The organism is Enterobacter cloacae complex sp. 342H5 (assembly GCF_050030905.1).
Lineage (GTDB): Bacteria > Pseudomonadota > Gammaproteobacteria > Enterobacterales > Enterobacteriaceae > Enterobacter > Enterobacter intestinihominis.
This window is the reverse complement of sequence record NZ_JBLGVB010000001.1, coordinates 4,123,318-4,143,360: the sequence shown is the minus strand read 5'-3', so window position 1 is coordinate 4,143,360 and position 20,043 is coordinate 4,123,318. Positions and strand designations below refer to the sequence as shown.

Below are 20,043 nucleotides of genomic sequence, written 5' to 3'. Positions count from 1 at the left end.
GCGGAAAATAAAAAAGCGGGATAATCCCGCTTTTTTTACGCCTCAATAATGAGGTGGTGGCGTCTCTTCAGCCTGAGAGGCGATGTGCGACGACTGCGTTGCCTTCACTTTTTCAGTGAGAAGTCGCATCAAATCGCGCATTTTTGCCATTTCAAGCTCATGAGCCGTCACGGTCTGGTTCAGTTCTTCGATGGTGATGTCCTGAAAAGCCAGGCGGCTTTCCAGCTCAGCCAGTCTCGCTTCGATCGTTGTATCCTTCATCATTCACCTCGTTTATCTCTCATGCGCCATAATGGACCAGCGGCGGCGAAGTTTATCTGACTTTTTCCTTAAGTACAGTATCCATCTCCCTGACAAGAAACTTATTTAAACAAAAATAGTCTGAAAAGAAGCGACATTCGGGGGAGTCTGTCTGTAGATTTCTTCCACAACGTTTTATAGTACGTCACTCATTTACGTTTAACACTGGGGTGAGAGACCTCAGGTCCTGGAGATATGGATGAAATCACTGTTTAAAGTTACGCTGCTGGCGACCACTATGGCTGTAGCGCTCAATGCGCCGCTGTCTTTCGCTGCTGAAACTGCTGCGAAGCCTGCTGCGACTACAGACAGCAAAGCGGCATTCAAGAATGACGACCAGAAATCCGCCTACGCACTTGGCGCGTCTCTGGGCCGTTACATGGAAAACTCTCTGAAAGAACAAGAGAAACTGGGCATCAAACTGGACAAAAACCAGCTGATCGCAGGGGTTCAGGATGCGTTCGCAGACAAGAGCAAACTGTCTGACCAGGAAATCGAGCAGACTCTGCAAGCGTTTGAAGCGCGCGTGAAAGGCGCCGCTCAGACCAAGATGGAAGCAGACGCTAAAGATAACGAAGCGAAAGGCAAAGCCTACCGCGATAAGTTCGCTAAAGAGAAAGGCGTTAAAACGTCTTCTACTGGCCTGATCTATAAAGTTGAGAAAGAAGGTACCGGCGACGCGCCTAAAGACAGCGACACCGTTGTAGTTAACTACAAAGGTACGCTGATCGACGGTAAAGAGTTCGATAACTCTTATACTCGCGGTGAGCCTCTCTCCTTCCGTCTGGACGGTGTGATCCCGGGCTGGACCGAAGGCCTGAAGAACATCAAGAAAGGCGGTAAAATCAAGCTGGTCATCCCACCGGATCTGGCTTACGGCAAAACCGGCGTTCCGGGTATCCCGGCTAACTCTACGCTGGTATTTGATGTAGAACTGCTGGACATCAAACCGGCGCCGAAAGCGGATGCGAAAACAGACGCACCGGCTGACGACAAAGCCGCAGCAGCTAAGAAGTAATGCTGAAAAAAACCGCCGCCTTTACAGGCGGCGGTTTTTTTATTGTGGGGCAGATATAATTAACACTGGAAAGCGTTATACACGCTGTATTAATTTAGTTGTCCGTGTAGATAATGAGCCTGCCCTGAAAACCTAACGACAGGCTCCTGAAAAGGAGTGTTTTTTTCATGTCCAGGTCGCTTTTAACCAACGAAACCAGTGAACTTGATTTGCTGGATCAACGTCCATTTGACCAGACCGACTTCGATATTCTGAAATCCTACGAAGCGGTAGTGGACGGGTTAGCGATGCTCATTGGTTCCCACTGCGAAATCGTATTGCATTCCCTGCAAGATCTTAAGTGTTCCGCTATCCGCATTGCGAATGGTGAGCACACTGGCCGTAAAATTGGTTCGCCAATCACCGACCTTGCATTGCGTATGTTGCATGACATGACCGGCGCGGACAGCAGCGTCTCAAAATGCTATTTCACCCGCGCCAAAAGCGGCGTGCTGATGAAATCAGAAACTATCGCGATTCGAAACCGCGAACACCGGGTGATCGGTCTGCTGTGCATCAACATGAACCTTGATGTGCCATTCTCGCAAATCATGAGCACTTTCATTCCGCCAGAAACGCCGGACGTGGGCTCATCGGTGAACTTTGCCTCTTCTGTTGAGGATCTCGTGACACAGACGCTGGAGTTCACCATTGAAGAGGTGAATGCCGATCGCAACGTATCCAACAACGCCAAGAATCGTCAGATCGTCCTGAACCTCTATGAGAAAGGGATTTTTGATATCAAAGATGCCATCAACCAGGTGGCCGATCGCCTGAATATCTCCAAACACACGGTTTACCTCTATATTCGCCAGTTCAAAAGCGGCGACTTCCTGGGGCAAGACAAGTAATGCGTTTTGCGTTAATGGTGACGGGCCCGGCGTACGGTACCCAGCAGGCCAGCAGCGCGCTACAGTTTGCCCATGCGCTGCTTGATGCCGGTCATGAACTGGCAAGCGTCTTCTTCTATCGTGAAGGGGTCTATAACGCGAACCAGTTTACGTCCCCGGCGAGCGATGAGTTTGACCTTGTGCGCGCCTGGCAAAAATTAAACGAAACGCAGGGCGTCGACCTGCATATCTGCGTCGCGGCGGCACTGCGTCGCGGCGTGACGGATGCGACTGAAGCCGAACGCCTTGGTCTGGCGGGGGCTAACCTGCAACCGGGCTTTTCGCTCAGCGGATTAGGCGCATTAGCACAGGCGGCGTTGACCTGCGACAGAGTGGTGCAATTTTGATGAAGCGCGTAGCGTTTGTTTTTACTTCTGCCCCGCATGGCAGCGCTTCAGGCCGGGAAGGGCTGGATGCATTGCTCGCGACCTCGGCTTTAACCGAAGATATTGGCGTCTTCTTTTTAGGCGATGGCGTATTCCAGCTTCTGGCAGGCCAACAACCGCAGGCTATTCTTGCGCGCGACTACATTGCGACCTTTAAAGTTCTGCCGCTCTATGACATTGAAACCTTCTATGTGTGCGCCGACTCGCTGGCCGCTCGTGGGTTAAATGAGAAAATACCGTTCGTGCTGGACGTGACGATCCTGACATCTTCTGCGCTGCGCGAACAACTTTCTCACTACGATACCGTTCTGACTTTCTGAGGCTATCATGCTCCATACTCTGAGACGTTCACCGTGGCAATGCGATATCGACACGTTACTGAGCATGCTGCGCGAAGGCGATGATCTGCTGCTGATTCAGGATGGCGTGCTCGCGGCGCTTGATGGCAGCCGTTTTGTTGAAATCCTCGCTAATGCCCCCATAACAGTCTCTGCGCTTAAAGAGGATCTGGATGCGCGGGGTCTTTCTGGTCAAATTTCAGCCAAAATTGACGTGGTTGGCTATACTGATTTCGTCAATCTTACTGTGACGCACGCCAGTCAAATGAACTGGTGATTTGAGATCGCTGTATATTTCTTGACACCTTTTCGACGTAGCCCTAAAATTTCGCGTCCTCATATTGTATGAGGTCGTTTTATTACGTGTTTACGAAGCAAAAGCTAAAACCAGGAGCTATTTAATGGCAACAGTTAACCAGCTGGTACGCAAACCACGTGCACGCAAAGTTGCAAAAAGCAACGTGCCTGCGCTGGAAGCCTGCCCGCAGAAACGTGGCGTATGTACTCGTGTATATACCACCACTCCTAAAAAACCAAACTCCGCACTGCGTAAAGTATGCCGTGTGCGTTTGACTAACGGTTTCGAAGTGACTTCCTACATCGGTGGTGAAGGTCACAACCTTCAGGAGCACTCCGTGATCCTGATCCGTGGCGGTCGTGTTAAAGACCTTCCGGGTGTTCGTTACCACACCGTTCGTGGTGCGCTGGACTGCTCAGGTGTTAAAGACCGTAAGCAGGCTCGCTCCAAGTACGGCGTGAAGCGTCCTAAGGCTTAATGGTTCTCCGTTAAGTAAGGCCAAACTGATTTATCTTAATGTCAAACTAAACTCGTAGAGTTTTGGACAATCCTGAATTAACAACGGAGTAATCCCATGCCACGTCGTCGCGTCATTGGTCAGCGTAAAATTCTTCCAGATCCGAAATTCGGATCAGAACTGCTGGCAAAATTTGTAAATATCCTGATGGTAGATGGTAAAAAATCTACTGCAGAAGCAATCGTATACAGCGCGCTGGAGACCCTGGCTCAGCGTTCTGGTAAAAATGAACTGGAAGCTTTCGAAGTCGCTCTCGACAACGTGCGCCCGACTGTAGAAGTTAAGTCTCGCCGCGTTGGTGGTTCTACTTATCAGGTTCCAGTTGAAGTTCGTCCGGTTCGTCGTAATGCTCTGGCAATGCGTTGGATCGTTGAAGCTGCTCGTAAACGCGGTGATAAATCCATGGCTCTGCGTCTGGCGAACGAACTTTCTGATGCTGCAGAAAACAAAGGTACTGCAGTTAAGAAACGTGAAGACGTTCACCGTATGGCAGAAGCCAACAAGGCGTTCGCACACTACCGTTGGTAATCCCTTCGGAGTCGTAGTCACCAGGCGGGCGCTTCAGAGAAGCCGCCCGCTCTGGGTAACTTAACTGAACGCCTAAAGATATAAACGAGGAATCAAATGGCTCGTACAACACCCATCGCACGCTACCGTAACATCGGTATCAGTGCGCACATCGACGCCGGTAAAACCACTACTACCGAACGTATTCTGTTCTACACCGGTGTAAACCATAAAATCGGTGAAGTTCATGACGGCGCAGCCACCATGGACTGGATGGAACAGGAGCAGGAGCGTGGTATTACTATCACCTCCGCAGCGACTACTGCTTTCTGGTCAGGTATGGCTAAGCAGTACGAACCGCATCGCGTAAACATCATCGACACCCCAGGGCACGTTGACTTCACCATCGAAGTAGAACGTTCCATGCGTGTTCTTGACGGCGCGGTAATGGTTTATTGCGCAGTTGGTGGTGTTCAGCCACAGTCTGAAACCGTATGGCGTCAGGCTAACAAATATAAAGTTCCACGCATCGCGTTCGTTAACAAAATGGACCGTATGGGTGCTAACTTCCTGAAAGTTGTTGGCCAGATCAAAACCCGTCTGGGCGCGAACCCTGTTCCGCTTCAGCTGGCAATTGGTGCTGAAGAAGGCTTCACCGGTGTTATCGACCTGGTGAAAATGAAAGCCATCAACTGGAACGAAGCAGATGCGGGCGTTACCTTCGAATACGAAGATATCCCGGCAGAGATGCAGGACCTGGCTGACGAATGGCACCAGAACCTGATCGAATCCGCAGCAGAAGCTTCTGAAGAGCTGATGGAGAAATACCTGGGTGGTGAAGAACTGACTGAGCAAGAGATCAAATCTGCTCTGCGTCAGCGTGTTCTGAACAACGAAATCATCCTGGTAACCTGTGGTTCTGCGTTCAAGAACAAAGGTGTTCAGGCAATGCTGGATGCGGTAGTTGACTACCTGCCATCCCCGGTTGACGTTCCTGCGATCAACGGCATCCTGGACGACGGTAAAGATACTCCGGCTGAGCGTCACGCAAGTGATGACGAGCCGTTCTCTGCGCTGGCGTTCAAAATTGCTACCGACCCATTCGTGGGTAACCTGACCTTCTTCCGCGTTTACTCTGGTGTGGTTAACTCCGGTGACACCATCCTGAACTCCGTGAAATCGGCGCGTGAACGTTTTGGCCGTATCGTACAGATGCACGCTAACAAACGTGAAGAGATCAAAGAAGTTCGTGCGGGCGACATCGCTGCTGCTATCGGTCTGAAAGACGTGACTACTGGTGACACCCTGTGTGACCCGGATCACCCGATCATTCTGGAGCGTATGGAATTCCCTGAGCCGGTAATCTCCATCGCGGTTGAACCAAAAACCAAAGCTGACCAGGAAAAAATGGGTCTGGCTCTGGGCCGTCTGGCGAAAGAAGACCCATCATTCCGCGTATGGACTGATGAAGAATCTAACCAGACCATCATCGCTGGTATGGGTGAACTGCACCTGGACATCATCGTTGACCGTATGAAGCGTGAATTCAACGTTGAAGCGAACGTGGGTAAACCTCAGGTTGCTTACCGCGAAGCGATTCGCGCGAAAGTTACCGATGTTGAAGGTAAACACGCTAAGCAGTCTGGTGGTCGCGGTCAGTACGGTCACGTTGTGATCGACATGTACCCACTGGAGCCGGGCTCTAACCCTAAAGGTTACGAGTTCATCAACGACATCAAAGGTGGTGTAATTCCTGGCGAATACATCCCTGCCGTTGATAAAGGTATCCAGGAGCAGCTGAAAGCTGGTCCTCTGGCTGGTTACCCGGTTGTAGACATGGGTGTTCGTCTGCACTTCGGTTCTTACCACGACGTTGACTCCTCTGAACTGGCGTTTAAACTGGCTGCGTCTATTGCCTTTAAAGAAGGCTTTAAGAAAGCAAAACCAGTTCTGCTTGAGCCAATCATGAAGGTTGAAGTAGAAACTCCGGAAGAGAACACCGGTGACGTTATCGGTGACTTGAGCCGTCGTCGCGGTATGCTGCGTGGTCAGGAATCCGAAGTAACTGGCGTTAAGATCCACGCTGAAGTTCCGCTGTCTGAAATGTTCGGATATGCAACTCAGCTGCGTTCTCTGACCAAAGGTCGTGCATCATACACTATGGAATTCCTGAAGTATGATGATGCGCCGAACAACGTTGCTCAGGCCGTTATCGAAGCCCGTGGTAAGTAATCCACAGGATTAAAACCTAAGTCCCGTGCTCTCTCCGAAGGGGAGAGCACTATAGTAAGGAATATAGCCGTGTCTAAAGAAAAATTTGAACGTACAAAACCGCACGTCAACGTTGGTACTATCGGCCACGTTGACCATGGTAAAACTACCCTGACTGCTGCAATCACTACCGTACTGGCTAAAACCTACGGCGGTGCTGCTCGTGCTTTCGACCAGATCGATAACGCACCAGAAGAAAAAGCTCGTGGTATCACCATCAACACCTCTCACGTTGAGTATGACACCCCGACTCGCCACTACGCACACGTAGACTGCCCAGGCCACGCCGACTATGTTAAAAACATGATCACCGGTGCTGCGCAGATGGACGGCGCGATCCTGGTTGTTGCTGCGACTGACGGCCCTATGCCTCAGACTCGTGAGCACATCCTGCTGGGTCGTCAGGTAGGCGTTCCTTTCATCATCGTGTTCCTGAACAAATGCGACATGGTTGATGACGAAGAGCTGCTGGAACTGGTAGAGATGGAAGTTCGTGAACTGCTGTCTCAGTACGATTTCCCAGGCGACGATACCCCAATCGTTCGTGGTTCCGCGCTGAAAGCGCTGGAAGGCGAAGCAGAGTGGGAAGAGAAAATCATCGAACTGGCTGGCTACCTGGATTCTTACATCCCAGAACCAGAGCGTGCGATTGACAAGCCATTCCTGCTGCCAATCGAAGACGTATTCTCCATCTCCGGTCGTGGTACCGTTGTTACCGGTCGTGTAGAGCGCGGTATCATCAAAGTTGGTGAAGAAGTTGAAATCGTTGGTATCAAAGAGACTGCGAAGTCTACCTGTACTGGCGTTGAAATGTTCCGCAAACTGCTGGACGAAGGCCGTGCTGGTGAGAACGTTGGTGTTCTGCTGCGTGGTATCAAACGTGAAGAAATCGAACGTGGTCAGGTTCTGGCGAAGCCAGGCTCAATCAAGCCACACACCAAGTTCGAATCTGAAGTGTACATTCTGTCCAAAGACGAAGGCGGCCGTCATACTCCGTTCTTCAAAGGCTACCGTCCACAGTTCTACTTCCGTACAACTGACGTGACCGGTACCATCGAACTGCCAGAAGGCGTAGAGATGGTAATGCCAGGCGACAACATCAAGATGGTTGTGACTCTGATCCACCCAATCGCGATGGATGACGGTCTGCGTTTCGCAATCCGTGAAGGCGGCCGTACCGTTGGCGCGGGCGTTGTTGCTAAAGTTCTGGGCTAATTAATTATCCCTGAAATAAAAAGGACGCTTCGGCGTCCTTTTTTGTTTTCTGCCGTTGGGCATTATCATAAAAATTCGCATTTTTTGCTTTCTCCCGCCACGTATTCCGACGCCCGTGCTATTGTAATCATAACCATTCTCATTTACACTTTGCGCATATTTTGAACGGGAGTCTTTATGTACGTTTGTTTATGTAATGGTGTAAGCGACAAAAAAATTCGTCAGGCCGTTCGCCAGTTTCAACCACAATCTTTCCAGCAGCTTCGTAAGTTTGTTCCGGTGGGAAATCAATGCGGTAAATGCGTTCGCGCAGCGCGTGAGATCATGCAGGACGAACTGATGCAGATCCCGGAATTCAAAGAGATCGCGTAAGCCTCCATCTTTTTTTTGACATCCCTGTAGCCCGATCTACGCTTCAATGAGTGGAAGCGGAGGGACTATATAATGAAAGGTGATGTTAAAATCATAAGTTATCTCAATAAATTATTGGGAAATGAGCTTGTCGCAATCAATCAGTATTTTCTCCATGCAAGAATGTTCAAAAACTGGGGACTGACTCGCCTCAACGATGTTGAATACCATGAGTCCATTGATGAAATGAAACACGCCGATAAATATATTGAGCGTATTTTATTCCTCGAAGGCATTCCTAACCTACAGGATCTCGGAAAACTGGGCATCGGAGAAGATGTTGAAGAGATGTTGCGTTCTGATCTCCGGCTGGAGCTGGAGGGTGCAAAAGACCTGCGTGAAGCCATTGCCTATGCGGACAGCGTACATGACTACGTCAGCCGGGATATGATGATCCAGATCCTGGCCGATGAAGAAGGGCACATCGACTGGCTTGAGACCGAACTGGATCTCATTAGCAAAATTGGCCTACAGAACTACCTTCAGTCTCAGATCAAAGTGGAAAGTTAATCAGGCTTTCCCAGCCAACGCATAAACCCGCTGCCGCCAGAAATGGCCCAAAAGGCAGTGGGTTTTTTAATGCCTGCTTATCAGGGTTGAACAACGAGAAACCAACCAGATACAGCAGAGCCATTAACGCGGCCACTAATGCCAGTACTGGCAGTACACACCAGCCATGCCATGCTCCCAGCGCCGCAAGATATTTTATGTCGCCATACCCCATCCCTTCACATCGGCAGATGAGTCGATATCCCCAATATATAACGGCGAATCCGGCGTATCCTGCCGTCGCACCCACTACCGCGCTCGGCAAAAAATCAGGATGAAGACAAAGCTGGTAGAGCAGGCCCGTCCATAGCAGCGGGCAAAGGAATTTATCGGGAAGCAGCCCCGTGCGAATATCGGTGCGTACAAGCAAGGCCGATAACGCAAAATAGATCAGCAGAAAGGGGAGGGACATTAGCATAGCGAGAGCCTCAAAATGGTTTGAGCGCATACTCGTAATAATCTGCATGCCCGGCAATGTGTAAAAACACCAATTGCGCAGCGGCTTCAGACAAAGAGTTGAGAAGGGATACTTTGCATAAAAAATTGCGAGGCCTTACGCAGAGTACGACTTTGGCGCTTAATTTCTAAACGGCACTTGCGTCTTTCGCTGATTTACGTATAATGCGCGGGCTTGTCGTAATTGACGGCGGGTTCAATCTGAACCAGAGTAGCTCACTTTGTTACTCAACAATGCTCCCAATTGGGGAGCTACGTAAGAACGGTTACACTCTCCCATCAATCGTAATGGGTTTGAGGAGTAATCATTTTCGTTTATAAAATAATTGGAGCTCTGGTCTCATGCAGAACCAAAGAATCCGTATCCGCCTTAAAGCGTTTGATCATCGTCTGATCGATCAATCAACCGCGGAAATCGTCGAGACTGCTAAGCGCACTGGTGCGCAAGTCCGTGGTCCGATCCCGCTGCCGACCCGCAAAGAGCGCTTTACCGTTCTGATCTCTCCGCACGTTAACAAAGATGCGCGTGATCAGTACGAGATCCGCACTCACAAGCGTCTGGTTGACATCGTTGAGCCAACTGAGAAAACCGTTGATGCTCTGATGCGTCTGGATCTGGCTGCCGGTGTAGACGTGCAGATCAGCCTGGGTTAATCAGGTCATCGAGCGATTGAGAGGTTGATACAATGATTGGTTTAGTCGGTAAAAAAGTGGGCATGACCCGCATCTTCACTGAAGATGGCGTTTCAATCCCAGTAACCGTAATCGAAGTTGAAGCAAACCGCGTTACCCAGGTTAAAGATCTGGCTAACGATGGCTACCGCGCTGTTCAGGTGACCACTGGTGCTAAAAAAGCTAACCGTGTAACCAAACCAGAAGCGGGTCACTTCGCTAAAGCTGGCGTAGAAGCTGGCCGTGGTCTGTGGGAATTCCGTCTTGCTGAAGGCGAAGAGTTCACCGTAGGTCAGGACATTAGCGTTGAGCTGTTTGCTGACGTTAAAAAAGTTGACGTAACCGGTACCTCTAAAGGTAAAGGTTTTGCTGGTACCGTTAAGCGCTGGAACTTCCGTACCCAGGACGCTACTCACGGTAACTCCTTGTCTCACCGCGTTCCGGGTTCTATCGGTCAGAACCAGACTCCGGGCAAAGTGTTCAAAGGCAAGAAAATGGCAGGTCAGCTGGGCAACGAACGTGTAACCGTTCAGAGCCTGGACGTAGTACGTGTTGACGCTGAGCGCAACCTGCTGCTGGTTAAAGGTGCGGTCCCGGGTGCAACCGGTAGCGACCTGATCGTTAAACCAGCTGTGAAGGCGTAAGGGGATAGCAATGGAATTAGTATTGAAAGACGCGCAGAGCGCGCTGACTGTTTCCGAAACTACCTTCGGTCGTGATTTCAACGAAGCGCTGGTTCACCAGGTTGTTGTTGCTTATGCAGCTGGTGCTCGTCAGGGTACTCGTGCTCAGAAGACTCGTGCTGAAGTAACTGGTTCAGGCAAAAAGCCATGGCGCCAGAAAGGTACCGGCCGTGCGCGTTCAGGTTCTATCAAGAGCCCGATCTGGCGTTCAGGTGGCGTGACCTTCGCTGCGCGTCCACAGGACCACAGTCAAAAAGTTAACAAAAAGATGTACCGCGGCGCGCTGAAAAGCATCCTGTCCGAACTGGTACGTCAGGATCGTCTGATCGTTGTCGAGAAGTTCTCTGTTGAAGCGCCTAAAACTAAGCTGCTGGCACAGAAACTGAAAGACATGGCTCTGGAAGATGTGCTGATCATCACCGGTGAGCTGGACGAGAACCTGTTCCTGGCCGCGCGTAACCTGCACAAGGTTGACGTACGCGACGCGACTGGTATCGACCCGGTTAGCCTGATCGCCTTCGACAAAGTCGTAATGACTGCTGATGCTGTTAAGCAAGTTGAGGAGATGCTGGCATGATTCGTGAAGAACGTCTGCTGAAGGTGCTGCGCGCACCGCACGTTTCTGAAAAAGCGTCTACTGCGATGGAAAAAACAAACACCATCGTTCTCAAAGTTGCTAAAGACGCGACCAAAGCAGAGATTAAAGCTGCTGTGCAGAAACTGTTTGAAGTCGAAGTCGAAGTCGTTAACACCCTGGTAGTTAAAGGGAAAGTTAAACGTCACGGACAGCGTATCGGTCGTCGTAGCGACTGGAAAAAAGCTTACGTCACCCTGAAAGAAGGCCAGAACCTGGACTTCGTTGGCGGCGCTGAGTAAGTCGGAGGAGTAATACAATGGCAGTTGTTAAATGTAAACCGACATCTCCGGGTCGTCGCCACGTAGTTAAAGTGGTTAACCCTGAGCTGCACAAGGGCAAACCTTTTGCTCCGTTGCTGGAAAAAAACAGCAAATCCGGTGGTCGTAACAACAATGGCCGTATCACCACTCGTCACATCGGTGGTGGCCACAAGCAGGCTTATCGTATTGTTGACTTCAAACGCAACAAAGACGGTATCCCAGCAGTTGTTGAGCGTCTTGAGTACGATCCGAACCGTTCCGCGAACATCGCGCTGGTTCTGTACAAAGATGGCGAACGCCGTTACATCCTGGCCCCTAAAGGCCTGAAAGCTGGCGACCAGATTCAGTCTGGCGTTGATGCTGCAATCAAAGCAGGCAACACCCTGCCGATGCGCAATATCCCGGTTGGTTCTACCGTTCATAACGTAGAAATGAAACCAGGTAAAGGCGGTCAGCTGGCGCGTTCCGCGGGTACTTACGTTCAGATCGTTGCGCGTGACGGTGCTTATGTCACCCTGCGTCTGCGTTCTGGTGAAATGCGTAAAGTCGAAGCAGACTGCCGCGCTACTCTGGGCGAAGTTGGCAATGCTGAGCATATGCTGCGCGTTCTGGGTAAAGCTGGTGCTGCACGCTGGCGTGGTGTTCGTCCTACCGTTCGCGGTACTGCGATGAACCCAGTCGATCACCCACATGGTGGTGGTGAAGGTCGTAACTTTGGTAAGCACCCGGTAACTCCGTGGGGCGTTCAGACCAAAGGTAAGAAGACCCGCAGCAACAAGCGTACTGATAAATTTATCGTACGTCGCCGTAGCAAATAATTTTAGAGGATAAGCCATGCCACGTTCTCTCAAGAAAGGTCCTTTTATTGACCTGCACTTGCTGAAGAAGGTAGAGAAAGCGGTGGAAAGCGGAGACAAGAAGCCCCTGCGCACTTGGTCCCGTCGTTCAACGATCTTTCCTAACATGATCGGTTTGACCATCGCTGTCCATAATGGTCGTCAGCACGTTCCAGTCTTTGTTACCGACGAAATGGTTGGTCACAAACTGGGTGAATTCGCACCGACTCGTACTTATCGCGGCCACGCTGCTGATAAAAAAGCGAAGAAGAAATAAGGTAGGAGGAAGAGATGGAAACTTTAGCTCAACATCGCCATGCTCGTTCTTCTGCACAGAAGGTTCGCCTTGTTGCTGACCTGATTCGCGGTAAGAAAGTGTCGCAGGCCCTGGACATCCTGACCTATACCAACAAGAAAGCTGCGGTATTGGTCAAGAAAGTACTGGAATCTGCCATTGCTAACGCTGAACACAACGATGGCGCTGACATCGACGATCTGAAAGTCGCGAAAATTTTCGTAGATGAAGGCCCAAGCATGAAGCGCATTATGCCGCGTGCGAAAGGTCGTGCAGATCGCATCCTGAAGCGCACCAGCCACATTACTGTGGTTGTGTCCGATCGCTGAGACTCTGGAGACTAGCAATGGGTCAGAAAGTACATCCTAATGGTATTCGCCTGGGTATTGTAAAACCATGGAACTCTACCTGGTTTGCGAACACCAAAGAATTCGCTGACAACCTGGACAGCGATTTTAAAGTACGTCAGTACCTGACTAAGGAACTGGCTAAAGCGTCTGTATCTCGTATCGTTATCGAGCGTCCAGCTAAGAGCATCCGTGTGACTATTCACACTGCTCGCCCTGGTATCGTTATCGGTAAGAAAGGCGAAGACGTAGAAAAACTGCGCAAGGTCGTAGCGGATATCGCTGGCGTTCCTGCACAGATCAATATCGCTGAAGTTCGTAAGCCTGAACTGGACGCTAAATTGGTTGCTGACAGCATCACTTCTCAGCTGGAACGTCGTGTTATGTTCCGTCGTGCTATGAAGCGTGCTGTACAGAACGCAATGCGTCTGGGCGCTAAGGGTATCAAAGTTGAAGTTAGCGGCCGTCTGGGCGGCGCGGAAATCGCACGTACCGAATGGTACCGCGAAGGTCGCGTACCGCTGCACACTCTGCGTGCTGACATCGACTACAACACCTCTGAAGCGCACACCACTTACGGTGTAATCGGCGTTAAGGTATGGATCTTCAAAGGTGAGATCCTGGGTGGTATGGCTGCTGTTGAACAACCGGAAAAACCGGCTGCTCAACCTAAAAAGCAGCAGCGTAAAGGCCGTAAATAAGGAGCGTCGCTGATGTTACAACCAAAGCGTACAAAATTCCGTAAAGTGCACAAAGGCCGCAACCGTGGTCTGGCGCAGGGTACGGATGTTAGCTTCGGCACTTTCGGTCTGAAAGCTGTTGGCCGTGGTCGTCTGACTGCACGTCAGATCGAAGCAGCACGTCGTGCAATGACCCGTGCAGTTAAGCGTCAAGGTAAGATCTGGATCCGTGTATTCCCGGACAAACCGATCACCGAGAAGCCACTGGAAGTTCGTATGGGTAAAGGTAAAGGTAACGTGGAGTACTGGGTTGCCTTGATCCAACCGGGCAAAGTCCTTTATGAAATGGACGGTGTTCCGGAAGAGCTGGCCCGTGAAGCCTTCGGCCTGGCAGCAGCGAAACTGCCTATCAAAACCACCTTTGTAACTAAGACGGTGATGTAATGAAAGCAAAAGAGCTGCGTGAAAAAAGCGTTGAAGAGCTGAACGCTGAGCTGCTGAACCTGCTGCGTGAGCAGTTCAACCTGCGTATGCAGGCTGCAAGTGGCCAGCTGCAACAGACTCACCTGCTGAAGCAAGTGCGTCGCAATGTTGCGCGCGTTAAGACTTTACTGACTCAGAAGGCGGGTGCGTAATGACCGATAAAATCCGTACTCTGCAAGGTCGTGTTGTTAGCGATAAAATGGAGAAATCCATTGTTGTAGCTATCGAACGTTTTGTGAAACACCCGATCTACGGTAAATTCATCAAGCGTACGACCAAACTGCACGTACATGACGAGAACAACGAATGTGGTATCGGCGACAAGGTTGAAATCCGTGAATGCCGTCCACTGTCCAAGACTAAGTCCTGGACGCTGGTTCGCGTTGTAGAGAAAGCGGTTCTGTAATAGAGTACGCATTCTCAATACGAATAAACGGCTCAGCAATGAGCCGTTTATTTTTTCTACCCATATTGCAGAAGCGGTGTTATAATGCCGCGCCCTCGATATGGGGCTTTTTAACGGCTCTGATTTTAGAGTCTCAGGTAGTAGTTGACATTAGCGGAGCACTAAAATGATCCAAGAACAGACTATGCTGAACGTCGCCGACAACTCCGGTGCACGTCGCGTAATGTGTATCAAGGTTCTGGGTGGCTCGCACCGTCGCTACGCAGGCGTAGGCGACATCATCAAGATCACCATCAAGGAAGCAATTCCACGTGGTAAGGTCAAAAAAGGTGATGTGCTGAAGGCGGTAGTGGTGCGCACCAAGAAGGGTGTTCGTCGCCCTGACGGTTCTGTCATTCGCTTCGATGGTAATGCATGCGTTATTTTAAACAATAACAGCGAGCAGCCTATCGGCACGCGTATCTTTGGGCCGGTAACTCGTGAACTTCGTACTGAGAAGTTCATGAAAATTATCTCTCTGGCACCAGAAGTACTCTAAGGAGCGAATCATGGCAGCGAAAATCCGTCGTGATGACGAAGTTATCGTGTTAACCGGTAAAGATAAAGGTAAACGCGGTAAAGTAAAAAATGTTCTGTCTTCCGGCAAACTCGTCGTTGAAGGTATCAACCTGGTTAAGAAACATCAGAAGCCGGTTCCGGCCCTGAACCAACCAGGCGGCATCGTTGAAAAAGAAGCTGCTATTCAGGTTTCTAACGTTGCAATCTTCAATGCGGCTACCGGTAAGGCTGACCGTGTAGGCTTTAGATTCGAAGACGGCAAAAAAGTCCGTTTCTTCAAGTCTAACAGCGAAACTATCAAGTAATTTGGAGTAGTACGATGGCGAAACTGCATGATTACTACAAAGACGAAGTAGTTAACAAACTCATGACTGAGTTTAGCTACAATTCTGTCATGCAAGTCCCTCGGGTCGAGAAGATCACCCTGAACATGGGTGTTGGTGAAGCGATCGCTGACAAGAAACTGCTGGATAACGCAGCAGCTGACCTGACAGCAATCTCCGGTCAAAAACCGCTGATCACCAAAGCACGCAAATCTGTTGCAGGCTTCAAAATCCGTCAGGGCTATCCGATCGGCTGTAAAGTAACTCTGCGTGGCGAACGCATGTGGGAGTTCCTTGAGCGCCTGATCACTATTGCTGTTCCACGTATCCGTGACTTCCGTGGCTTGTCCGCTAAGTCTTTCGACGGTCGTGGTAACTACAGCATGGGTGTCCGTGAGCAGATCATCTTCCCAGAAATCGACTACGATAAAGTCGACCGCGTGCGTGGTTTGGATATTACCATTACCACTACTGCGAAATCTGATGAAGAAGGCCGTGCTCTGCTGGCTGCCTTTGACTTCCCGTTCCGCAAGTAAGGTAGGGTTACTGAATGGCTAAGCAATCAATGAAAGCACGCGAAGTAAAGCGCGTAGCTTTAGCTGATAAATTCTTCGCTAAACGCGCTGAACTGAAAGCGATCATTTCTGATGTGAACGCTTCCGACGAAGATCGTTGGAATGCGGTTCTCAAGCTGCAGTCTCTGCCGCGTGATTCCAGCCCGTCTCGTCAGCGTAACCGCTGTCGTCAAACAGGTCGTCCACATGGTTATGTGGGCAAGTTTGGGTTGAGCCGTATCAAACTGCGTGAAGCCGCCATGCGCGGTGAAGTACCAGGCTTGAAAAAGGCTAGCTGGTAATTACCAATTGAATCACGGGAGTAAAGACAGATGAGCATGCAAGATCCGATCGCGGATATGCTGACCCGTATCCGTAACGGTCAGGCCGCGAACAAAGTTGCGGTCACCATGCCTTCCGCCAAGCTGAAAGTGGCAATTGCCAACGTGCTGAAGGAAGAAGGTTTTATCGAAGATTTTAAAGTTGAAGGCGACACCAAGCCGGAACTGGAACTTACTCTCAAGTATTTCCAGGGTAAAGCTGTTGTAGAAAGCATTCAGCGTGTCAGCCGCCCAGGCCTGCGCATCTATAAGAAAAAAGATGAGCTGCCAAAAGTAATGGCTGGTCTTGGTATCGCAGTTGTTTCTACCTCTAAAGGTGTTATGACTGATCGTGCAGCGCGCCAGGCTGGTCTTGGTGGCGAAATTATCTGCTACGTAGCCTAATCGGAGGAAAGAATGTCTCGTGTTGCTAAAGCACCGGTCGTTATTCCTGCCGGCGTTGATGTCAAAATCGACGGTCAGGTTATTACGATCAAAGGTAAAAACGGCGAGCTGACTCGTACCCTCAACAAAGCTGTTGAAGTTAAACATGCAGATAACGCTCTGACCTTCGGTCCACGTGATGGTTTCGTGGATGGATGGGCTCAGGCTGGTACCGCGCGTGCCCTGCTGAACTCAATGGTTGTTGGTGTTACCGAAGGCTTCACTAAAAAGCTTCAGCTGGTTGGTGTAGGTTATCGTGCAGCTATCAAAGGGAATGCAGTAGGCCTGTCTCTGGGCTTCTCACACCCTGTTGAGCATCCGCTGCCGGCCGGAATCACTGCAGAATGCCCGACTCAGACTGAAATCGTGCTGAAAGGCGCTGATAAACAGCTGATCGGTCAGGTTGCAGCAGATCTGCGTGCCTACCGTCGTCCTGAGCCTTATAAAGGCAAGGGTGTTCGTTACGCCGACGAAGTCGTGCGTACCAAAGAGGCTAAGAAGAAGTAAGGTAACACTATGGATAAGAAATCTGCTCGTATCCGTCGTGCGACCCGCGCACGCCGCAAGCTCAAAGAGCTGGGTGCAACTCGCCTGGTGGTACATCGTACCCCGCGTCATATTTACGCACAGGTAATTGCACCGAACGGTTCTGAAGTTCTGGTAGCTGCTTCTACTGTAGAAAAAGCTATCTCAGAACAATTGAAGTATACCGGTAACAAAGACGCCGCTGCAGCTGTAGGTAAAGCTGTTGCAGAACGCGCTCTGGAAAAAGGCATCAGCAATGTTTCCTTTGACCGTTCCGGGTTCCAATATCATGGTCGTGTCCAGGCACTGGCAGATGCTGCCCGTGAAGCTGGCCTTCAGTTCTAAGGTAGAGGTGTAAGATGGCTCACATCGAAAAACAGGCTGGCGAACTGCAGGAAAAGCTGATCGCGGTAAACCGCGTATCTAAAACCGTTAAAGGTGGTCGTATTTTCTCCTTCACAGCTCTGACTGTAGTGGGTGATGGTAACGGTCGCGTTGGTTTTGGTTACGGTAAAGCGCGTGAAGTTCCAGCAGCGATCCAGAAAGCGATGGAAAAAGCCCGTCGCAATATGATTAACGTCGCGCTGAACAACGGTACCCTGCAACACCCAGTTAAAGGTGTTCACACGGGTTCTCGTGTATTCATGCAGCCAGCTTCCGAAGGTACCGGTATCATCGCCGGTGGTGCAATGCGCGCCGTTCTGGAAGTTGCTGGAGTTCATAACGTTCTGGCTAAAGCATATGGTTCCACCAACCCGATCAACGTGGTTCGTGCAACTATTGATGGCCTGGAAAATATGAATTCTCCAGAAATGGTCGCTGCCAAGCGTGGTAAATCCGTTGAAGAAATTCTGGGGTAATTGACCATGGCAAAGACTATTAAAATCACTCAAACCCGCAGTGCAATCGGTCGTCTGCCGAAACACAAGGCAACGCTGCTTGGCCTGGGTCTGCGTCGTATTGGTCATACCGTTGAGCGCGAGGATACTCCTGCTGTTCGTGGTATGGTCAACGCGGTTTACTTCATGGTTAAAGTTGAGGAGTAAGAGATGCGTTTAAATACTCTGTCTCCGGCCGAAGGCTCTAAAAAGGCGGGTAAACGCCTGGGTCGTGGTATCGGTTCTGGCCTCGGCAAAACCGGTGGTCGTGGTCACAAAGGTCAGAACTCTCGTTCTGGCGGTGGCGTACGTCGCGGTTTCGAGGGTGGCCAGATGCCACTGTACCGTCGTCTGCCGAAGTTCGGCTTCACCTCTCGCAAAGCAGCGATTACAGCGGAAATCCGTCTGTCTGACCTGGCGAAAGTTGAAGGCGGCGTTGTAGACCTGAATACGCTGAAAGCAGCTAACATTATCGGTATCCAGATCGAGTTCGCGAAAGTGATCCTGTCTGGTGAAGTTTCTACTCCGGTAACTGTTCGTGGCCTGCGTGTTACTAAAGGTGCTCGTGCTGCTATCGAAGCTGCTGGCGGTAAAATTGAGGAATAAGTAGCAGATGGCTAAGCAACCGGGATTAGATTTTCAAAGTGCCAAAGGTGGATTTGGCGAGCTGAAACGCAGACTGCTGTTTGTAATCGGCGCGCTGATTGTGTTCCGTATTGGCTCTTTTATTCCGATCCCTGGTATTGATGCCGCTGTACTTGCCAAACTGCTTGAGCAACAGCGAGGCACCATCATTGAAATGTTCAACATGTTCTCTGGTGGTGCTCTCAGCCGTGCTTCTATTTTCGCACTGGGTATTATGCCGTACATTTCGGCATCGATTATTATCCAGCTGCTGACGGTCGTTCATCCGGCCCTGGCAGAGTTGAAGAAAGAAGGGGAGTCTGGACGTCGTAAGATTAGCCAGTACACCCGTTACGGCACTCTGGTGCTGGCAATATTCCAGTCGATCGGTATTGCTACCGGTCTTCCGAATATGCCTGGTATGCAGGGCCTGGTATTAAACCCAGGCTTTGCATTCTATTTCACCGCTGTTGTAAGTCTGGTCACAGGGACCATGTTCCTGATGTGGCTCGGCGAACAGATTACTGAACGAGGTATCGGTAACGGTATCTCAATCATTATCTTCGCCGGTATCGTTGCGGGTCTCCCGCCGGCCATCGCCCATACTATCGAGCAAGCGCGTCAAGGCGACCTGCACTTCCTCCTGTTGCTGTTGGTTGCAGTATTAGTATTTGCAGTGACGTTCTTTGTTGTCTTCGTTGAACGTGGTCAACGCCGCATTGTGGTGAACTACGCTAAACGTCAGCAGGGTCGTCGTGTCTATGCTGCACAGAGCACACATTTACCGCTGAAAGTGAATATGGCGGGGGTTATCCCGGCTATCTTCGCTTCCAGTATTATTCTGTTCCCGGCAACCATCGCGTCATGGTTCGGGGGCGGTACTGGTTGGAACTGGCTGACAACAATTTCGCTGTATTTGCAGCCTGGGCAACCACTTTATGTGTTACTCTATGCGTCTGCGATCATCTTCTTCTGTTTCTTCTACACGGCGTTGGTCTTCAACCCGCGTGAAACAGCAGATAACCTGAAGAAGTCCGGTGCATTTGTACCAGGAATTCGTCCGGGAGAGCAAACGGCGAAGTATATCGATAAAGTAATGACTCGCCTGACTTTGGTTGGTGCGCTTTATATTACTTTTATCTGCCTGATCCCGGAGTTCATGCGTGATGCAATGAAAGTACCGTTCTACTTCGGTGGGACCTCACTGCTTATCGTTGTTGTCGTGATTATGGACTTTATGGCTCAAGTGCAAACTCTGATGATGTCCAGTCAGTATGAGTCTGCATTGAAGAAGGCGAACCTGAAAGGCTACGGCCGCTAAAT

The 20,043-nt window shown here is 50.4% G+C and carries 35 protein-coding genes; 33 read left to right on the top strand and 2 right to left on the bottom strand.

Features of this window, described 5'->3' with window-relative positions; genetic code table 11:
- Positions 1–42: 42 nt before the first annotated feature.
- Positions 43–261 carry a protein SlyX gene (locus ACQG03_RS19860; protein WP_023298761.1) on the bottom strand — a complete coding sequence of 73 codons (219 nt, stop codon included), beginning with the start codon at positions 259–261 and terminating at the stop codon, positions 43–45.
- Positions 262–499: 238 nt separating this feature from the next.
- On the opposite strand from ACQG03_RS19860, the gene fkpA reads away from it, so the two are divergent.
- From fkpA to bfr, 11 genes are all read left to right on the top strand, one after another.
- Positions 500–1,318 (top strand): FKBP-type peptidyl-prolyl cis-trans isomerase, encoded by an 819-nt coding sequence (gene fkpA, locus ACQG03_RS19855; protein WP_063163900.1) that lies wholly within the window; start codon positions 500–502, stop codon positions 1,316–1,318.
- 167 nt (positions 1,319–1,485) lie between these two features.
- On the top strand, positions 1,486–2,208 hold the full coding sequence (locus tag ACQG03_RS19850) for a helix-turn-helix transcriptional regulator (protein WP_003861697.1): 723 nt from the start codon (positions 1,486–1,488) through the stop codon (positions 2,206–2,208).
- Positions 2,208–2,594, top strand: a complete 387-nt coding sequence (tusD, locus tag ACQG03_RS19845; protein WP_003861699.1) for a sulfurtransferase complex subunit TusD — start codon at positions 2,208–2,210, stop codon at positions 2,592–2,594. Before ACQG03_RS19850 ends, tusD begins: the two co-directional genes overlap by 1 nt.
- Positions 2,594–2,953, top strand: a complete 360-nt coding sequence (gene tusC / locus ACQG03_RS19840) for a sulfurtransferase complex subunit TusC (protein WP_023298759.1) — start codon at positions 2,594–2,596, stop codon at positions 2,951–2,953. Before tusD ends, tusC begins: the two co-directional genes overlap by 1 nt.
- Before the next feature lie 7 nt (positions 2,954–2,960).
- A complete protein-coding gene (gene tusB, locus ACQG03_RS19835; RefSeq protein WP_063163899.1) occupies positions 2,961–3,248 on the top strand; it encodes a sulfurtransferase complex subunit TusB in 288 nt (95 codons plus the stop codon).
- A 124-nt stretch (positions 3,249–3,372) separates the two neighbouring features.
- On the top strand, positions 3,373–3,747 hold the full coding sequence (rpsL, locus tag ACQG03_RS19830; RefSeq protein WP_000246815.1) for a 30S ribosomal protein S12: 375 nt from the start codon (positions 3,373–3,375) through the stop codon (positions 3,745–3,747).
- A 96-nt stretch (positions 3,748–3,843) separates the two neighbouring features.
- Complete coding sequence (rpsG, locus tag ACQG03_RS19825; protein WP_003861706.1) at positions 3,844–4,314, top strand: 30S ribosomal protein S7; 471 nt, start codon at positions 3,844–3,846, stop codon at positions 4,312–4,314.
- A 96-nt stretch (positions 4,315–4,410) separates the two neighbouring features.
- On the top strand, positions 4,411–6,525 hold the full coding sequence (gene fusA / locus ACQG03_RS19820; protein WP_022649591.1) for an elongation factor G: 2,115 nt from the start codon (positions 4,411–4,413) through the stop codon (positions 6,523–6,525).
- Positions 6,526–6,594: 69 nt separating this feature from the next.
- The gene (gene tuf / locus ACQG03_RS19815; RefSeq protein ID WP_017693880.1) at positions 6,595–7,779 is read left to right on the top strand and encodes an elongation factor Tu; all 1,185 of its coding nucleotides are present in this window, start codon (positions 6,595–6,597) and stop codon (positions 7,777–7,779) included.
- Between the two features lie 177 nt (positions 7,780–7,956).
- Positions 7,957–8,151: a bacterioferritin-associated ferredoxin gene (gene bfd, locus ACQG03_RS19810; protein WP_003863268.1), complete on the top strand. Its 195-nt coding sequence runs from the start codon at positions 7,957–7,959 to the stop codon at positions 8,149–8,151.
- Positions 8,152–8,223: 72 nt separating this feature from the next.
- Positions 8,224–8,700: a bacterioferritin gene (bfr, locus tag ACQG03_RS19805; protein ID WP_003863270.1), complete on the top strand. Its 477-nt coding sequence runs from the start codon at positions 8,224–8,226 to the stop codon at positions 8,698–8,700.
- Here the strand turns inward: bfr and ACQG03_RS19800 are convergent.
- Positions 8,684–9,157 carry a prepilin peptidase gene (locus ACQG03_RS19800; RefSeq protein ID WP_022649590.1) on the bottom strand — a complete coding sequence of 158 codons (474 nt, stop codon included), beginning with the start codon at positions 9,155–9,157 and terminating at the stop codon, positions 8,684–8,686. The genes bfr and ACQG03_RS19800 overlap by 17 nt on opposite strands.
- Positions 9,158–9,537: 380 nt before the next feature.
- Here ACQG03_RS19800 and rpsJ point away from each other — a divergent pair, with 380 nt between their 5' ends.
- The 22 genes from rpsJ (at position 9,538) to secY (ending at position 20,041) form a co-directional block, all read left to right on the top strand.
- On the top strand, positions 9,538–9,849 hold the full coding sequence (gene rpsJ / locus ACQG03_RS19795; RefSeq protein WP_001181005.1) for a 30S ribosomal protein S10: 312 nt from the start codon (positions 9,538–9,540) through the stop codon (positions 9,847–9,849).
- A 32-nt stretch (positions 9,850–9,881) separates the two neighbouring features.
- Positions 9,882–10,511, top strand: a complete 630-nt coding sequence (gene rplC / locus ACQG03_RS19790) for a 50S ribosomal protein L3 (protein WP_006178923.1) — start codon at positions 9,882–9,884, stop codon at positions 10,509–10,511.
- A 10-nt stretch (positions 10,512–10,521) separates the two neighbouring features.
- A complete protein-coding gene (rplD, locus tag ACQG03_RS19785; RefSeq protein WP_000424395.1) occupies positions 10,522–11,127 on the top strand; it encodes a 50S ribosomal protein L4 in 606 nt (201 codons plus the stop codon).
- Positions 11,124–11,426: a 50S ribosomal protein L23 gene (rplW, locus tag ACQG03_RS19780; protein WP_000617546.1), complete on the top strand. Its 303-nt coding sequence runs from the start codon at positions 11,124–11,126 to the stop codon at positions 11,424–11,426. The genes rplD and rplW overlap by 4 nt, the downstream gene beginning before the upstream one ends.
- Before the next feature lie 17 nt (positions 11,427–11,443).
- A complete protein-coding gene (rplB, locus tag ACQG03_RS19775; protein ID WP_000301859.1) occupies positions 11,444–12,265 on the top strand; it encodes a 50S ribosomal protein L2 in 822 nt (273 codons plus the stop codon).
- Positions 12,266–12,281: 16 nt separating this feature from the next.
- Positions 12,282–12,560, top strand: a complete 279-nt coding sequence (gene rpsS / locus ACQG03_RS19770; protein WP_001138117.1) for a 30S ribosomal protein S19 — start codon at positions 12,282–12,284, stop codon at positions 12,558–12,560.
- 14 nt (positions 12,561–12,574) lie between these two features.
- Complete coding sequence (gene rplV, locus ACQG03_RS19765) at positions 12,575–12,907, top strand: 50S ribosomal protein L22 (protein ID WP_002919773.1); 333 nt, start codon at positions 12,575–12,577, stop codon at positions 12,905–12,907.
- 17 nt (positions 12,908–12,924) lie between these two features.
- Positions 12,925–13,626, top strand: a complete 702-nt coding sequence (gene rpsC, locus ACQG03_RS19760) for a 30S ribosomal protein S3 (RefSeq protein WP_000529945.1) — start codon at positions 12,925–12,927, stop codon at positions 13,624–13,626.
- A 12-nt stretch (positions 13,627–13,638) separates the two neighbouring features.
- Positions 13,639–14,049 carry a 50S ribosomal protein L16 gene (gene rplP / locus ACQG03_RS19755; RefSeq protein WP_002919759.1) on the top strand — a complete coding sequence of 137 codons (411 nt, stop codon included), beginning with the start codon at positions 13,639–13,641 and terminating at the stop codon, positions 14,047–14,049.
- Positions 14,049–14,240 carry a 50S ribosomal protein L29 gene (gene rpmC, locus ACQG03_RS19750; RefSeq protein ID WP_003863282.1) on the top strand — a complete coding sequence of 64 codons (192 nt, stop codon included), beginning with the start codon at positions 14,049–14,051 and terminating at the stop codon, positions 14,238–14,240. Before rplP ends, rpmC begins: the two co-directional genes overlap by 1 nt.
- Complete coding sequence (gene rpsQ, locus ACQG03_RS19745) at positions 14,240–14,494, top strand: 30S ribosomal protein S17 (RefSeq protein ID WP_002438707.1); 255 nt, start codon at positions 14,240–14,242, stop codon at positions 14,492–14,494. The genes rpmC and rpsQ overlap by 1 nt, the downstream gene beginning before the upstream one ends.
- Before the next feature lie 166 nt (positions 14,495–14,660).
- The gene (rplN, locus tag ACQG03_RS19740) at positions 14,661–15,032 is read left to right on the top strand and encodes a 50S ribosomal protein L14 (protein ID WP_002919748.1); all 372 of its coding nucleotides are present in this window, start codon (positions 14,661–14,663) and stop codon (positions 15,030–15,032) included.
- Positions 15,033–15,042: 10 nt separating this feature from the next.
- Positions 15,043–15,357 (top strand): 50S ribosomal protein L24, encoded by a 315-nt coding sequence (gene rplX / locus ACQG03_RS19735; RefSeq protein WP_003863287.1) that lies wholly within the window; start codon positions 15,043–15,045, stop codon positions 15,355–15,357.
- A gap of 14 nt (positions 15,358–15,371) precedes the next feature.
- Entirely contained in the window at positions 15,372–15,911 is a 540-nt protein-coding gene (rplE, locus tag ACQG03_RS19730) for a 50S ribosomal protein L5 (protein ID WP_022649589.1), read from the top strand.
- Positions 15,912–15,925: 14 nt separating this feature from the next.
- A complete protein-coding gene (rpsN, locus tag ACQG03_RS19725) occupies positions 15,926–16,231 on the top strand; it encodes a 30S ribosomal protein S14 (RefSeq protein ID WP_003863291.1) in 306 nt (101 codons plus the stop codon).
- Between the two features lie 30 nt (positions 16,232–16,261).
- Positions 16,262–16,654, top strand: a complete 393-nt coding sequence (gene rpsH / locus ACQG03_RS19720) for a 30S ribosomal protein S8 (protein WP_006178918.1) — start codon at positions 16,262–16,264, stop codon at positions 16,652–16,654.
- 12 nt (positions 16,655–16,666) lie between these two features.
- Positions 16,667–17,200: a 50S ribosomal protein L6 gene (rplF, locus tag ACQG03_RS19715; RefSeq protein WP_003863296.1), complete on the top strand. Its 534-nt coding sequence runs from the start codon at positions 16,667–16,669 to the stop codon at positions 17,198–17,200.
- 9 nt (positions 17,201–17,209) lie between these two features.
- Entirely contained in the window at positions 17,210–17,563 is a 354-nt protein-coding gene (gene rplR / locus ACQG03_RS19710; RefSeq protein ID WP_003863297.1) for a 50S ribosomal protein L18, read from the top strand.
- Positions 17,564–17,577: 14 nt separating this feature from the next.
- A complete protein-coding gene (gene rpsE / locus ACQG03_RS19705) occupies positions 17,578–18,078 on the top strand; it encodes a 30S ribosomal protein S5 (RefSeq protein ID WP_003863299.1) in 501 nt (166 codons plus the stop codon).
- 6 nt (positions 18,079–18,084) lie between these two features.
- Complete coding sequence (rpmD, locus tag ACQG03_RS19700) at positions 18,085–18,264, top strand: 50S ribosomal protein L30 (RefSeq protein ID WP_003863301.1); 180 nt, start codon at positions 18,085–18,087, stop codon at positions 18,262–18,264.
- 3 nt (positions 18,265–18,267) lie between these two features.
- Entirely contained in the window at positions 18,268–18,702 is a 435-nt protein-coding gene (gene rplO / locus ACQG03_RS19695) for a 50S ribosomal protein L15 (protein ID WP_014885468.1), read from the top strand.
- A gap of 7 nt (positions 18,703–18,709) precedes the next feature.
- On the top strand, positions 18,710–20,041 hold the full coding sequence (secY, locus tag ACQG03_RS19690; protein ID WP_003863305.1) for a preprotein translocase subunit SecY: 1,332 nt from the start codon (positions 18,710–18,712) through the stop codon (positions 20,039–20,041).
- The last annotated feature ends 2 nt before the right edge of the window (positions 20,042–20,043 follow it).